14 protein-coding genes are annotated in these 13832 nt (G+C 69.4%); 8 read left to right on the plus strand and 6 right to left on the minus strand.

From position 1 onward, the window contains the following. Window positions 1–28 precede the first annotated feature (28 nt). Window positions 29–1018 (plus strand): GTP 3',8-cyclase MoaA, encoded by a 990-nt coding sequence (gene moaA, locus ACWD04_RS29260; RefSeq protein WP_451136747.1) that lies wholly within the window; start codon window positions 29–31, stop codon window positions 1016–1018. On the opposite strand, the gene ACWD04_RS29265 is transcribed toward moaA, so the two are convergent. After that, window positions 1001–1249, minus strand: coding sequence for a hypothetical protein (locus tag ACWD04_RS29265; protein ID WP_451136748.1), 249 nt, complete (start codon window positions 1247–1249; stop codon window positions 1001–1003). The genes moaA and ACWD04_RS29265 overlap by 18 nt on opposite strands. Before the next feature lie 234 nt (window positions 1250–1483). After that, window positions 1484–1861, minus strand: a complete 378-nt coding sequence (locus tag ACWD04_RS29270) for a DUF3099 domain-containing protein (RefSeq protein ID WP_451136749.1) — start codon at window positions 1859–1861, stop codon at window positions 1484–1486. Window positions 1862–2072: 211 nt separating this feature from the next. Here ACWD04_RS29270 and ACWD04_RS29275 point away from each other — a divergent pair, with 211 nt between their 5' ends. Beyond that, entirely contained in the window at window positions 2073–2357 is a 285-nt protein-coding gene (locus ACWD04_RS29275) for a GlsB/YeaQ/YmgE family stress response membrane protein (RefSeq protein ID WP_451136750.1), read from the plus strand. Between the two features lie 116 nt (window positions 2358–2473). On the opposite strand, the gene tyrS is transcribed toward ACWD04_RS29275, so the two are convergent. Together tyrS and ACWD04_RS29285 are read right to left on the minus strand one after the other, a co-directional pair. After that, a complete protein-coding gene (gene tyrS, locus ACWD04_RS29280; RefSeq protein ID WP_451136751.1) occupies window positions 2474–3742 on the minus strand; it encodes a tyrosine--tRNA ligase in 1269 nt (422 codons plus the stop codon). Between the two features lie 53 nt (window positions 3743–3795). After that, window positions 3796–5193, minus strand: coding sequence for a metallopeptidase TldD-related protein (locus ACWD04_RS29285; protein ID WP_451136752.1), 1398 nt, complete (start codon window positions 5191–5193; stop codon window positions 3796–3798). A 556-nt stretch (window positions 5194–5749) separates the two neighbouring features. Here ACWD04_RS29285 and ACWD04_RS29290 point away from each other — a divergent pair. Continuing rightward, complete coding sequence (locus tag ACWD04_RS29290) at window positions 5750–6559, plus strand: tyrosine-type recombinase/integrase (protein WP_451136753.1); 810 nt, start codon at window positions 5750–5752, stop codon at window positions 6557–6559. Here the strand turns inward: ACWD04_RS29290 and ACWD04_RS29295 are convergent. After that, the gene (locus ACWD04_RS29295) at window positions 6528–8054 is read right to left on the minus strand and encodes a TldD/PmbA family protein (protein WP_451136754.1); all 1527 of its coding nucleotides are present in this window, start codon (window positions 8052–8054) and stop codon (window positions 6528–6530) included. The genes ACWD04_RS29290 and ACWD04_RS29295 overlap by 32 nt on opposite strands. 571 nt (window positions 8055–8625) lie before the next feature. Between ACWD04_RS29295 and ACWD04_RS29300 the strand changes: the two genes are divergently transcribed. From ACWD04_RS29300 to ACWD04_RS29315, 4 genes are all read left to right on the plus strand, one after another. Then, complete coding sequence (locus tag ACWD04_RS29300) at window positions 8626–9576, plus strand: helix-turn-helix transcriptional regulator (RefSeq protein ID WP_451136755.1); 951 nt, start codon at window positions 8626–8628, stop codon at window positions 9574–9576. A 131-nt stretch (window positions 9577–9707) separates the two neighbouring features. After that, window positions 9708–10427: a 3-oxoacyl-[acyl-carrier-protein] reductase gene (gene fabG / locus ACWD04_RS29305; RefSeq protein ID WP_451136756.1), complete on the plus strand. Its 720-nt coding sequence runs from the start codon at window positions 9708–9710 to the stop codon at window positions 10425–10427. A gap of 5 nt (window positions 10428–10432) precedes the next feature. Next, window positions 10433–11200, plus strand: a complete 768-nt coding sequence (gene fabI, locus ACWD04_RS29310; protein WP_451136757.1) for an enoyl-ACP reductase FabI — start codon at window positions 10433–10435, stop codon at window positions 11198–11200. Window positions 11201–11361: 161 nt separating this feature from the next. Further along, the gene (locus ACWD04_RS29315) at window positions 11362–11733 is read left to right on the plus strand and encodes a hypothetical protein (RefSeq protein ID WP_451136758.1); all 372 of its coding nucleotides are present in this window, start codon (window positions 11362–11364) and stop codon (window positions 11731–11733) included. Between the two features lie 9 nt (window positions 11734–11742). Here the strand turns inward: ACWD04_RS29315 and ACWD04_RS29320 are convergent, their stop codons facing one another. After that, window positions 11743–12417 carry a FadR/GntR family transcriptional regulator gene (locus tag ACWD04_RS29320; RefSeq protein ID WP_451136759.1) on the minus strand — a complete coding sequence of 225 codons (675 nt, stop codon included), beginning with the start codon at window positions 12415–12417 and terminating at the stop codon, window positions 11743–11745. 142 nt (window positions 12418–12559) lie between these two features. On the opposite strand from ACWD04_RS29320, the gene ACWD04_RS29325 reads away from it, so the two are divergent. Then, window positions 12560–13822 carry a CynX/NimT family MFS transporter gene (locus ACWD04_RS29325; RefSeq protein WP_451136760.1) on the plus strand — a complete coding sequence of 421 codons (1263 nt, stop codon included), beginning with the start codon at window positions 12560–12562 and terminating at the stop codon, window positions 13820–13822. Window positions 13823–13832: the final 10 nt, after the last annotated feature.

Here is a 13832-nt window from a genome sequence, read left to right on the forward strand (position 1 = left end):
GACATCACCGGGGAGGAGGGGGCCCACAGTGCTCATCGACACCTACGGCCGGGTCGCCACCGACCTGCGTGTTTCCCTGACCGACAAGTGCAATCTCCGCTGCACCTACTGCATGCCCGAAGAGGGCCTGCAGTGGCTCTCCAAAACCGAGCTGCTCAGCGACGACGAGATCGTCCGGCTCGTCCGTATCGCCGTCACCGGTCTCGGTATCAGAGAAGTCCGCTTCACCGGCGGCGAGCCGCTGCTGCGGCCCGGCCTCGTCTCCGTCGTCGAGCGGTGCGCCGCCCTGGAGCCCCGCCCCAGGATGTCGCTCACGACCAACGGCATCGGGCTCAAGCGCACCGCCGCCGCCCTGAAGGCCGCGGGCCTGGACCGGGTCAACGTATCCCTTGACACCCTGCGTCCCGACGTCTTCAAGACGCTCACCCGCCGCGACCGGCACAAGGACGTCCTGGAAGGACTCCAGGCCGCCCGCGAAGCGGGACTCACCCCCGTCAAGGTCAACTCCGTCCTCATGCCCGGACTCAACGAGGACGAGGCCCCGGACCTGCTCGCCTGGGCCGTGGAGAACGCCTACGAACTCCGCTTCATCGAACAGATGCCGCTCGACGCACAACACGGCTGGAAGCGCGACGGCATGATCACGGCAGGGGACATCCTCGCCTCCCTGCGCACCCGTTTCACCCTCACCGCGGAAGGGGACGAGGAGCGCGGATCGGCCCCCGCGGAGCGCTGGACCGTCGACGGCGGCCCGCACCGCGTCGGCGTCATCGCCTCAGTGACCAGGCCCTTCTGCGGAGCCTGCGACCGCACCCGGCTCACCGCCGACGGACAGGTCCGCACCTGTCTCTTCGCCCGTGAGGAGACGGACCTGCGCGGCGCCCTGCGCTCCGGTGCGCCGGACGAGGAGATCGCCAGGATCTGGAAGCTCGCGATGTGGGGAAAGAAGGCGGGCTCCGGCCTCGACGACCCCACCTTCCTGCAGCCCGACCGTCCGATGTCAGCGATCGGCGGCTGAGGAATCCCACTCCTCAAGCGTCACGACATCCTTGAGGAAACCGCGCACACCGAGGAACGAGGAGAGATGCTCCCGGTGCTCGTCGCAGGCCAGCCAGGTCTTGCGACGCTCCGGGGTGTGCAGCTTAGGGTTGTTCCAGGCGAGCACCCATACGGCGTCGGCACGGCAGCCCTTGGCGGAACAGACCGGTGCGCCGGTGGCGCTCTCGGCTGAGGTATCGGGGAAGTTCACGGCTTCAACCCTAACGGCCTCACCCGTAAGCGCTCCCGCCCGAGACCTCTGCGACGCATCCCCGCCGGAGAATGGCGACGCCGGGCAGCCACGGGGGGAGCTGCCCGGCGTCGGTCCGTCGCTCCGACGGGGGACGCGGAGCGCTCACGAAGTATGCCACGGAGGCCTGGGCCCGGTGCACCGGAACGTCATGATTGATCCGAGCTCATCTCGGGCTGTGCGGAGCGCCGGCGCTCAATCCCTGGAGCGCGGCTCGTCCGCGCGGCCGGCAGCGCCGGGCTCCGGCGCGGGCTCCGCCGGACCGGCCGCGGGGGGCGCGCCGAGAGCAGTGGGCCGCATCGGTGCGGGCACGAACGTCGAAGGCAGCGAAGGGGTGTTCTCCCGGCCGGCGTTGGCGATGACCACCGCGACATAGGGAAGCAGAACGCCCAACGCGAGCGCCACCACGGCCACATGTCTCTCAATATTCCACAGAGTCGCGGCCAGCACCACGGCGACGGTGCGCACGGACATCGAGATGATGTAGCGCCGCTGCCTGCCGCGCACGTCGTCGGCAAGGCCCTGCCGGGCGCCCGTGATCCGGAAGACCTCCGTGCCGCTCTGCTTCCGCATAGTGATTCCACCACCAGATCTCTGTGCCGGACTTTCCGGACGGCGCGGCTCCTACGGTACGCCCGGCGTTCGCCGCATTCGAGGCCGGGGCGAGCCCCATGGCGCGAGTCCGGACCGCGGTCCCACGTACGGCCGTGTCCGGCATGCGCCGTACGTCCGGCAGAACGAAACTGGGCGAACGTGCGCAGACCGCGCCGCACGAGGAGGCGACATGAGCTGGTTGTGGGCAATCATCGTAGGTCTGGTCCTGGGCCTGCTCGCCCGGGCGATCCTTCCGGGGAAACAGAGCATCCCCCTCTGGCTGACGGTGGTGTTCGGCATCCTGGGCAGCATCCTCGGTAACGCCGTAGCGACCTGGATCGGTGTCAACGACACCAAGGGGATCGACTGGATCCGCCACGTGCTGCAGCTGATCGGTGCCGTGGTCGTCGTCGGGATCGGAGACATGCTCTGGCAGTCCATCCGGGGCAATCGCGGCAAGAGCCAGAGAGCCTGAACCCGGTGTGGCACCCCGGTGTGACGCCCAGCCCAGGTGCGACACCTGCGTGCGACACAGCAACGCGGCCGGCCACGCGTCATGCGTGACCGGCCGCGTTGCTGAGTTCCCCGGCGTCAGCCGGCCGTGACCTCGACGGCGGCCAGGTTCTTCTTGCCCCGGCGCAGGACCAGCCAGCGCCCGTGCAGCAGCTCCTCGTGGGCCGGAGCGCTCTCGCCGTCCGCGACCTTCGCGTTGTTCACGTAGGCCCCGCCCTCCTTGACCGTGCGGCGGGCGGCGGACTTGCTGGCCGACAGCCCGACCTCGACCAGGAGATCCACCACCGGGCCCAGCTCGGTGACCTGGGCGTGCGGCACCTCGGACAGGGCGGCGCTCAGCGTCGCCTCGTCCAGCTCGCCGAGCTCACCCTGGCCGAACAGCGCCTTCGACGCCGCGATGACCGCAGCGCACTGCGCGCCGCCGTGCACCAGCGTCGTCAGTTCCTCGGCCAGCGACCGCTGCGCCGAACGCGCCTGCGGACGCTCCTCGGTGAGCTTCTCCAGTTCCTCGAGCTCCTCGCGGCTCTTGAAGCTGAGGATACGCATGTACGTCGAGACATCCCGGTCGTCCACATTCAGCCAGAACTGGTAGAACGCGTACGGTGTGGTCATCTCCGGGTCGAGCCAGACGGCTCCGCTCTCGGACTTGCCGAACTTGGTGCCGTCGGCCTTCACCATCAGCGGTGTCGCCAGCGCGTGCACGGCGGCGCCCGGCTCCAGGCGGTGGATCAGGTCGATCCCCGCCGTGAGATTGCCCCACTGGTCGCTGCCGCCCTGCTGGAGGGTGCAGCCGTAGCGCCGGTAGAGCTCCAGGTAGTCCATGCCCTGGAGGAGCTGGTAACTGAACTCGGTGTAGCTGATGCCTTCCTGGGACTCCAGCCGACGGGCCACCGAGTCCTTGGTGAGCATCTTGTTGACCCGGAAGTGCTTGCCGATGTCCCGGAGGAACTCGATCGCGGACAGGCCCGCTGTCCAGTCCAGGTTGTTCACCATCGTGGCGGCGTTCGGGCCCTCGAAGGTGAGGAAGGGCTCGATCTGCCCGCGCAGGCGCTGGACCCACGCGGCGATGGTCTCCGGGGCGTTCAGCGTGCGCTCCGCAGTCGGCCGCGGGTCACCGATCTGGCCGGTCGCCCCGCCGACCAGAGCGAGCGGCTTCAGCCCGGCGAGCTGGAGCCGGCGCATGGTGAGCACCTGCACCAGATGGCCGACGTGCAGACTCGCCGCGGTCGGGTCGAAGCCGCAATAGAAGGTGACCGGGCCGTCCGCGAGAGCCTTACGCAATGCGTCCTCGTCGGTGGACTGGGCGAACAGCCCGCGCCACTTCAGCTCGTCGACGATGTCCGTCACGGTCGTTTCTCTCCTTGAGGGGTTCGATTAATCGTCCGGTCAGTCTATGGGGGTCATACGCCCCGGCTGACCGAACTCATGTGGAAGTCCGGGATGCGCAGCGGGGGCATCGCGGCCCGGGTGAAGTAGTCACCCCACTCGCGCGGCAGCGTCTTCTCCGTACGGCCCGCTTCCGACGCCCGGGACAGCAGCCCGACCGGCGACTCGTTGAACCGGAAGTTGTTCACCTCGCCGAGGACCTCGCCGTCCTCCACCAGATAGACCCCGTCCCGGGTCAGACCCGTCAGCAGCAGGGTGGCCGGGTCCACCTCCCGGATGTACCAGAGACAGGTCAGCAGCAGGGCCCGCCCGGTCGTCGCGGCCACCATCTCCTCCAGGGACCGCTCACCGCCTCCGTCCAGGACGAGGTTGTCCATCGAGGGTGCCACCGGCAGGCCCGTCAGCCCGGCGGAGTGCCGGGTCGTGGTCAGTCGCTCCAGCCGGCCGTCCTTGATCCAGTCCGTCCGGGGCAGCGGCAGCCCGTTGTCGAAGACCGAGGAACCGTCCCCCGAGGCGTGCGCGATCACGAAGGGAGCGGCCTCCAGCCCCGGAGCGTGGGGATCGCTGCGCAGAGTCAGCGGCAGTTCCGAGAGAGTCTCGCCGATCCGCGTACCGCCACCCGGCCGGGAGAAGACCGTCCGGCCCTCCGCCGCGTCCCGGGCGCCCGCCGACCAGTACTGGTAGATCAGCAGGTCGGCCACCGCGGTCGGCGGCAGCAGCGTCTCGTAGCGCCCGGCCGGCAGCTCGATCCTGCGCTCCGCCCAGCCGAGACGCTGCGCCAGCTCGGCGTCCAGGGCCGCCGGGTCGACGTCCTTGAAGTCCCGGGTGGCCCTGCCCGCCCAGGCGGAACGGGTCCGGTCGGGGGACTTGGCGTTCAGCTCCAGCGTTCCGTTCGGCTGGTCGTGGCGCAGCCGCAGCCCCGTCGACGTGCCCAGATACGTCGAGTTCAGCTGGTGGTGGGCGAAGCCGTAGAGCTCACGGCCGCCCGAGCGGGCCCGCGCGAAGGCGTCGCCCAGCGCCGGTGCGAAGCCGGCGAAGACATCGGAGCCGGTCTCGGCCGGCGGCTCCGTGAAGTCGGCGGACACCGGGACCCCGGAGACGAGCGGCTGCGCGTCCTCGGCCGGCCCGGCACCGCGCGCTGCGGCCTCGGCGGCCCGCACCAGCGGTTCCAGGTCGTCGGCGGTGACGGCCGAGCGGGACACCACACCGGACGCCGTTCCCTCTGCACCGTCCACGGTCGCGATCACGGTCAGGGTCCGCCCCCGAGTCACCCCGTTCGTGGTGAGCGCGTTGCCGGCCCAGCGCAGATTGGCGGAGGAGCTCTCGTCCGCGATGACCACGCAGCCGTCCGCGGTGGACAGCTCGAGCGCCCGCTCGACGATCTCGTACGGCTTGCTGTTTCGCCTGCTCATCGACTGTCTCCAGGGGTGTGGACATGAGGATTACCGTGGCCGGGCCGTCGTGCTGCCGCAACAGGTCGACAGTTCTGGGGTGCGCCGTGTCGATGATGGCAAGGCTGCAGATGAGGGGAGCAGCTTATCCGCCGAAGACCCGGCGGTCTCGCTCTTTTGTTCGGGTGGATTCGACATCGCATGTCGCATTCATGTTCTCTGTCGAGTGGGGGCCGAGTTGGGTATTTGTTGTCGGGGCGCAAGGACTCGGGGGCGCGACTCGACCCCGCGGCGGGACGGAGGGCCTTCGCGGATGTCTGGGGCGAGTGGGTCGAGGCCGGGGCTCTTGAAGAGTCGGCAAGGCGGAACCATCAGAGCGTCTATGACAACCACTTCGCGCGGACATTCGGATCCATCGAGATGGCCGGCAACACCTGCGGATATCGAACGGTGGGAGGTGGAGCAGCAGAGACGTGGCTATGCGGAGAACGGCGTCCGCGGTCGCAAGAATGTGCTCTCGTCTGTATGGCACTACGCGGTAACGGCCGAGATCATTGGTCGGAACCCTTGCCGCAAGGTGAATCCTCACCGGCGCGCCGGGAGGCCACTGACCCCGATCGCCGACGCCGACATCCCCGCCATGGGGGAGGTGATGGGGATCATCGCAGAGGCCCCGAAGCTGATCCGCGCCGTTCTCTGGGCGATGGCTGGATGCGGGATGCGCCCGGGTGAGGTCCTGGCGGTGTCGGATGCCTCGATGGCTTGGGACAGCGGCATCATCGCGGTGGACCACCAGGTGTCGGCGTACGAGTGCCAGGAGATCTCCGGATCTTGCCGCGGTGTGAAGCGTGGCACCAGGAGCCGCGCTTCGGGCGAGGTGCGAAGGGCCCCTGTCCCTCACTCGATCCGCCAGGTCTTCAACGACCATGTCGACGCGTACGGGGTGTGGGGGGACGGGGGACGGTTCTTCGAATCTCCGCATCTGAATGATCGGCACCCGTCGTACGACTGGTTCCTGGCCCAGTTCAAGGATGCCGCCACGGCTGCGGGGACCTCGCAGTACACCCCCAAGAGTTTCCGGCACTTCTTCGTCTCCCAGGCGATTCACTCCGGTATCCCACTTTTCGAAATTGCCGCGTGGGTCGGACACGGGACCACTCGCACGACTGGACTGATCTATGGACATCTGGTGCGAAGGCCGATGCACCAGGGGGCGCTCGTCATGCACAACCGCCTCGGGCTGGCTCTCGCGTCTCTGCGGGGGAGCGTCCCGTTGCCGATGCCGGGGGCGCCCGTCGATGACGCCAACGCCGATGTGTGGGGTGACGCCGTGCAGATGCGCATCGCGCCGCCGGTCAGGAGCGCCCGGACTCGTCCGAGGTGTTGAGGATGTTCACGCCCCGGAACACTGCTGTCGGGCATCCGTGAGAGACGGCTGCAACCTGGCCGGGCTGAGCCTTCCCACAGTTGAACGCTCCGCCGAGGACGTACGTCTGAGGTCCGCCGACTGCCGTCATCGACCCCCAGAAATCCGGGGTCGTCCCCTGGTAGGCAACATCCCGGATCTGGCCGGCGAGACGGCCGTCCTGGATCGCATACGCCCGTTGCTGAGTGAACTGGAAGTTGTACCTCTGCATGTCGATCGACCAGGACCGGTCACCTACCACGTAGATCCCGCGCTCCACCCCGCCGATAAGGTCCTCCGTGGAGAGCCCGCCCGGATCCGGCTGCAGCGACACGTTCGCCATGCGCTGCACCGGGACGTGTTCCGGCGAGTCGGCGTACGCGCAGCCGTTGGACCGGCCCAGGCCCGTCAGTTTCGCGATCCGCCGGTCCGTCTGGTAGCCCACCAGCGTCCCGTCCTTGACCAGGTCCCAGGACTGCGCCGCGACACCCTCGTCGTCGTATCCGATGGTCGCCAGCCCGTGTTCGGCGGTTCGGTCACCGGTCACGTTCATCACGGGGGAGCCGTACGTCAGCTTTCCCAGTTGGTCGAACGTGGCGAACGAGGTCCCCGCGTACGCCGCCTCGTAGCCCAGCGCCCGGTCCAGCTCGGTCGCGTGGCCGATCGACTCGTGGATGGTCAGCCACAGATTGGAGGGGTCGACGACCAGGTCGTACGTCCCCGCCTCGACGCTCGGCGCCCGCATCTTCTCGGCCAGCAGCTCCGGGATGCGCTCGAGTTCGGCGTCCCAGTCCCAGCCGGTGCCCGTGAGGTACTCCCAGCCCCGGCCCACCGGCGGAGCGATCGTCCGCATCGAGTCGAACTCACCGGTCGCGGAGTCCACGGCCACGGCGGTCAGCTGCGGATGCACCCGCACCCGCTGCTGGGTGGTGACGGTGCCGGCGGTGTCGGCGTAGAACTTGTTCTCGTGAACGGTCGTCAGAGAGGCGTCCACGTGTTCGACCCCGTCGGCCGCCAGCAGCCGGGTACTCCACTCGGCGAGCAGCCCCGCCTTCTCCGCGTCCGGTACGTCGAAGGGGTCGACCTCGTACGCCGACACCCAGGTCCGCTCGCCGTGCACCGGCTCGTCCGCCAGTTCGACGCGCTCGTCGGAACCGGCCGCCGCGATCACCTTCGCGGACAGCTTGGCCATGGCGACGGCTTGCGAGGCCACCTTCGCCGCCGCGTCCATCGTCAGGTCCACCCCGGACGCGAACCCCCAGGCCCCGCCGTGCACCACCCGGACCGCGTATCCGGTGTCGGTGGTGTCCGACGTCCCGGAGGGCCGAGCGTCCCGCAGCCGCCAGGAGGCGCCGCGCACCCGCTCGAACCGGAAGTCCGCGTGTACGGCGCCGAGCGCACGGGCGCGGGCGAGCGCCGCGTCGGCGAGGGCACGCAGCGGCAGGGCCAGGAACGATCGATCTACCTCATGGGCCACGAACGGCTCCCCTTCTCTTTGTGTACCTCGGAGTGAACCACGCAATGGAACGGCTTTGGTCGGCTACACGTTTCCCGGGCCGGCCGTCGGCGAGCAGGTTCGCCGCCCGCTGTCAGACAGTCGTCATTGATCGAACACCCTGGCAATTGCCGTATTGACGTGCGATTTCGCCGGTTGTCGGTCTCTGGGGGTAGTCTCTCGGTCACGCCGAGTTGACGTCCAACTGTGTTGCCGGCGCCGAGGGTTGGGGAGACGGTGCATGGTCGGGCGCGAGTTGTCACCGGCGGACCACCAGGACAAAGAGATGCGCGTAGTCCTCAAGCGGCTCGTTGCTGACGGCTGGGCACTGCACAAGGAAGGGCACTGGGGGCGGCTGTACTGCCCCTGTGCCGGAGGCGGCTGCCTCACCGTTCCGGTCCCGGGGACGCCGGCGAACCCGGGGCGCACGGCGCGCAACCTCGCGCGGCGCGCGAAACTCTGCCCGCTCCCCGAAGATGACCCGCGCCGTGCCCCTTGAGGAGCGTTGTCGTTTGACAACGTATGGGTACTGGGTAAGTCTGCCCTCGCAGGGGTGGCGAACCCTGGCGCGGAGGCATGTGACAGCACGGCCAAGGGGGTCAAGGGCGAGATGGAGTACGAGTTCCTGTTTGTCGTGGACGGCATCAGCGTGGACGACGACCTGGCGGTCGGCGTCATCTTCGACGAGTTCGAAGGTCTGCTCACCCAGCACAGGGACAAGCACCTGCTGGATCTGTCCGAATCGGGGGACAGCGCCATCGACGCAGCGCACCGCCTGGTCGTGCGGCTGAGGCGCGCACTTCCTCAGCTGCGGCTGCTGCGACTCGATCCCGATCTGGTCGGCGTGCCGGACATCGCCGAGCGGACGGGCCGCAGCCGGCAGAACGTCCTCCAATGGGTGCACGGCGAGCGCCGGGCGGAGGCGGGGCCGTTCCCGGACCCCGAAGGCACGGTCGGGCGCTCACTCGTCTGGCGCTGGGCCGAGATCAACGCCTGGCTGACCGGCATGGGTGAGCGTGTCGGCGACGCGGGAGCGACCCGGGAGGACGCCCTTCACATCGACTTCATGCTTCCCCGCTGGCAACAGGTGCTCGACGACGGCTTGCCGATCGTGCGGTTCGTGCACGCGCAGGAGGGCGAGCGGCAGGGCGACCGGGAAGGCGTGGCGCGCCTGCTGGAAGGAACCCTCTCCGCCCCCGGCCTGCTGCAGATGATCTCCGCCTTCCCCCGGGCCGAACGCCAACGGCTGACCGTGGTCTGCGCGGTGCTGCCGGACCGGCTCAGCGCTGTGGCGTCGAAGATCCGCGAAGACGAGACCTACGTCGTACTCGCGTTCCAGGGAGACAAGAACGAACTCCATCTCATGCCGGTCGCGACACGGGAGATTCCGGGGGCGCGGCCCGTAGCGGAACTGGGCCTCGGGGGCGACGCGACCGTCGGCGATCTGCTGCTGGTCACTGTGAACGGTGCCGTGGAGCCGACCACCCCCGTCGCCCTCGATTGAACACCTCCCGGCCGCGACTGTGGGAACCCGACAGTCGCGGCCCGGCGGCGCTGTCAGAGGCCGATTCCTTGGATGAGCAGTGGTACCGATAGGTTTTCGATGTACCAGACCGCCAAGGAAAGGGTGATCCGATGAGCCGCTCGGTTCTCGTCACCGGAGGAAACCGGGGCATCGGCCTCGCCATCGCCCGCGCCTTCGCCGACAACGGCGACAAGGTCGCCGTCACCCACCGCTCGGGGGAGCCGCCGCAGGCGCTCACCGAGGCGGGCGTTCTCGCGGTCCGGTGCGACATCACCGACACCGAGCAGGTGGAGCAGGCCTACAAGGAGATCGAGGAGAAGCACGGTCCCGTGGAGGTGCTGGTCGCCAACGCCGGTATCACCAAGGACCAGTTGCTCATGCGGATGTCCGAGGACGACTTCACGTCCGTGCTCGACACCAATCTCACCGGCACCTTCCGCGTCGTCAAGCGGGCCAACCGCGCGATGCTGCGCGCCAAGAAGGGCCGTGTCGTCCTGATCTCCTCCGTCGTCGGCCTCCTCGGCTCGGCCGGACAGGCCAACTACGCGGCGTCCAAGGCGGGCCTGGTCGGCTTCGCCCGGTCGCTGGCCCGTGAGCTCGGCTCACGGAACATCACGTTCAACGTCGTCGCACCCGGGTTCGTCGACACCGACATGACCCAGGTGCTCACGGACGAGCAGCGCAAGGACATCGTGTCGCAGGTGCCGCTCGGGCGCTACGCGCAGCCCGCCGAGATCGCTGCCGCGGTGCGCTTCCTCGCGTCCGACGACGCGTCGTACATCACTGGAGCCGTCATTCCCGTTGACGGCGGATTGGGCATGGGTCACTGATCACCATGAGCGGAATTCTCGACGGCAAGCGCATCCTCATCACGGGTGTGCTGATGGAGTCGTCCATCGCATTCCACGCCGCGAAGGTGGCCCAGGAGCAGGGCGCCGAGGTCATCCTGACGGCGTTTCCCCGGCCGACGCTGACCGAGCGCATCGCCAGGAAGCTCCCGAAGCCCGTCAAGGTCCTCGAGCTGGACGTCACCAACGACGAGCACCTGGAGCGGCTCGCCGGCCTGGTCAAGGACGAGCTCGGCTCGCTGGACGGCGTCGTGCACTCCATCGGCTTCGCGCCGCAGGACGCGCTCGGCGGTAACTTCCTGAACACCCCGTTCGAGTCGGTCGCCACCGCGATGCACGTCTCGGCGTTCTCCCTGAAGTCGCTCGCCATGGCCTGCAAGCCTCTGATGAACGACGGCGGCTCGATCGTCGGCCTCACCTTCGACGCGCAGTTCGCCTGGCCGCAGTACGACTGGATGGGCCCGGCCAAGGCCGCGCTGGAGGCCACCTCCCGCTACCTCGCCCGTGACCTGGGCAAGGACAGCATCCGCTGCAACCTGATCTCGGCCGGACCGATCGGCTCCATGGCCGCCAAGTCCATCCCGGGCTTCGGCGAGCTCGCGGACGTCTGGAACCACCGCTCCCCGCTGGAGTGGGACATGGCCGACCCGGAGCCGGCCGGCCGCGGCATCGTGGCCCTGCTGTCGGACTTCTTCCCGAAGACCACGGGCGAGATCATCCACGTCGACGGTGGCGTGCACATGATGGGCGCCTGACCGCGCACGGCTCACCGACGGCCGCGTACCCCCTCGCTCGGGGTACGCGGCCGTCGCGCGTGTCCTGCGGCCCCCCTGGCGCTCGAGTCGAAAAGATGGCGGTTCCACCGCAGAATGTGGTGGAACCGGACTTTCGGTCAGGCTGTGGGGAGGAGGACGCCGTGCGCTCCACACGTCGCCGAACCTGGGCCCTGCTCGCAGCGGCGGCCGTCGTCGCGGGGTTTCTGGCCCCGGTGGCCGTGAGCGCGGCCAACCGGGCGGGGAGCGGAGCGGCGGCGCCCCTCGCACCGGAACCGGAGCCCTCGGGCTCCGAATGCCGTACGTCGGTCGAGGGCTCCAAGGTGATCGCCTACTGCCACAACCCGTACCCCACGACCGATCTCGTGCGGCTCCACACCGAGTGTGCGCGCTGGTGGGACGTCGACGCCGACAGCGGTGCGGTCGCGGTGCAGCCGGGCCGGACGGTCAAGCTCGAGGACCGCTGCTGGAAGGAGGTCGGCTCGGCCTGGGTCAGCCACTCGGTGACTTCCTGAGCTGGTCGGTCAGACCCGCTCCCGCAGACAGTCCAGCGCGTGGGCCGCGGCCTCGGCGGCGGCCGTCTCCGCATCGCCCGCGCGGATCGCCTCGACGAGCCGCCCATGGTCCATGAGTTCCTGCGGCCCGAGCTTCGAGCCCACGTCGTCGCGCAGGTAGTCGCGGAGCAGGTCGTTGAGGTCGGCGTAGAGCTCGGTCAGTACGTCGTTGTGCGAGGCGGCGACCACGGCGAGGTGCAGGGTCGCGTCGGCGGCCACGAAGGCCTCCGCGTCACCCGACGCCCAGGTCTCCTCGCGCCGCACCATCAGCGTGTCCAGTTGCCGCAGGTCCCGGTCCGTACGCCGCAGGGCGGCGAGCCTGGCCGCCGAGGACTCCAGCGTGGAGCGCAGCTCGGCGACGTGACGGGGGTCGGCGTCCGCGAAACGGCGCTGCATCACCCCGGCCAGCTCGCTGGTGGCCACCACGTACGTGCCGGAGCCCTGGCGGATGTCCAGCAGCCCGTTGTGCGCCAGCGCACGCACCGCCTCACGCACCGTGTTGCGGGCGACCCCGAGCTGCTCGACCAGCTCGGGCTCGGTGGGGATACGTGAGCCCACCGGCCACTCGCCCGCGGTGATCTGGTTCCTCAGCTGGGCAATCACCTGATCGGCGAGAGCCGAACGCCGCGTGGACGTCAGCGCCATGGTGCTCCTTGCTCGTGTTCCGGAGGGATGGTCCGGAAGAGGTGGTCCGGGAGGTGCGGGCCCGTCGGATCGGCATGCCGATTGTCTCAGGGAGAGAGCGGGAGTGGACAGTCAATCATCCCATGATTCTATGATGGGTCTCATGCGCCACGACGAGACCCCGACCCTGAGCCCTCCCGCCGCTCCCGGCACCACCCCGGTGCCCGGCACGTCCGCGCCCGGCCCTTCCCCCTGGGTGCTGCGGATCGTCACCCTCGGCCTGGTCCTCGCCGCGCTCAACCTCCGGCCCGCCATCACCAGTCTCGGCCCCCTGCTCGAAGAGGTCCGGGACGGACTGCACATGAGCGGCAGCGTCGCCGGTGTCCTCACCTCCGTGCCGCCGCTCTGCTTCGCGCTGTTCGGCTTCATGGCGCCCCGGCTGGCCCGCCGGTTCGGTACCGGCGCCGTCGTCTGCACGGGCATGGTGGCCATTGCTGTGGGCCTGCTGCTGCGCCCCTTCGTGGGCGGTACCGCCGGGTTCCTCGCCGCCAGCGCCCTCGCCCTGATGGGCATCGCGGTCAGCAACGTCCTGATGCCCGTCATCGTCAAGCGCTGGTTCCCCGACCGGGTAGGCACCGTGACCGGCCTCTACTCCATGGCCCTGGCCCTCGGCACCGCCCTCGCGGCCGCCCTCACCGTGCCCCTGACGGACGCGCTGGGCGGGAGCTGGAAGACGGGGCTGGCCGTCTGGGCGGCCCTGGCCGTGGTCGCGATCCTGCCGTGGGTCCCGTTCGTGAAGGACCGCGGGGACGCGTCCGGACAGTCCGTCGGTCCGGCTCCCCCCGCGCTCCGGATCACCCGCAGCCGTACGTCCTGGGCGCTCGCCTGCTTCTTCGGGCTCCAGGCCACGGCCGCGTACATCACGATGGGCTGGATGCCGCAGATCTTCCGTGACGCGGGGATCTCCGCGGGCACCGCGGGTGTCCTGCTCGCCGTGACCATGGCCATGGGAGTGCCCCTGGCCTTCGTCATCCCCCGGGTCGCCTCCCGGCTGCGGACCCAGGGCCCGATCGTCCTGGTGCTCAGCGGGTGCGGTCTCCTCGGCTACGCCGGCCTCTACCTCGCCCCGGCCGGCGGCGCCTGGCTCTGGGCGCTGCTGCTGGGGGTCGCCAACTGCGCCTTCCCGCTCGCCCTCACCATGATCGGGATGCGTTCGCGCACCGGCGCGGGGGTCGTCAGGCTCTCCGCCTTCGCACAGTGCACCGGCTACCTGATCTCGATCCCCGGCCCCCTGCTCGTCGGCGTGCTCTACCAGCACAGCGGCGGCTGGGGTCTGCCCCTCGCCCTCATGGCGTGTCTCCTCGTGCCCCAGGCCGTCGCGGGAATGCTCGCCGGGCGGGACCGGACGATCGAGGACGAGTGCTGAGATGCGAGAA

This window comes from Streptomyces sp. NPDC002911 (assembly GCF_053591835.1).

Bases quoted from the DNA above. Each gene is read 5' to 3' on its own strand.
- ACWD04_RS29270 (WP_451136749.1), bottom strand. From the start codon at position 1,861: ATGCGGAAGCAGAGCGGCACGGAGGTCTTCCGGATCACGGGCGCCCGG.
- ACWD04_RS29275 (WP_451136750.1), top strand. From the start codon at position 2,073: ATGAGCTGGTTGTGGGCAATCATCGTAGGTCTGGTCCTGGGCCTGCTC.
- ACWD04_RS29285 (WP_451136752.1), bottom strand. From the start codon at position 5,193: ATGAGCAGGCGAAACAGCAAGCCGTACGAGATCGTCGAGCGGGCGCTC.
- fabG (WP_451136756.1), top strand. From the start codon at position 9,708: ATGAGCCGCTCGGTTCTCGTCACCGGAGGAAACCGGGGCATCGGCCTC.
- fabI (WP_451136757.1), top strand. From the start codon at position 10,433: ATGAGCGGAATTCTCGACGGCAAGCGCATCCTCATCACGGGTGTGCTG.
- ACWD04_RS29320 (WP_451136759.1), bottom strand. From the start codon at position 12,417: ATGGCGCTGACGTCCACGCGGCGTTCGGCTCTCGCCGATCAGGTGATT.
- ACWD04_RS29325 (WP_451136760.1), top strand. From the start codon at position 12,560: ATGCGCCACGACGAGACCCCGACCCTGAGCCCTCCCGCCGCTCCCGGC.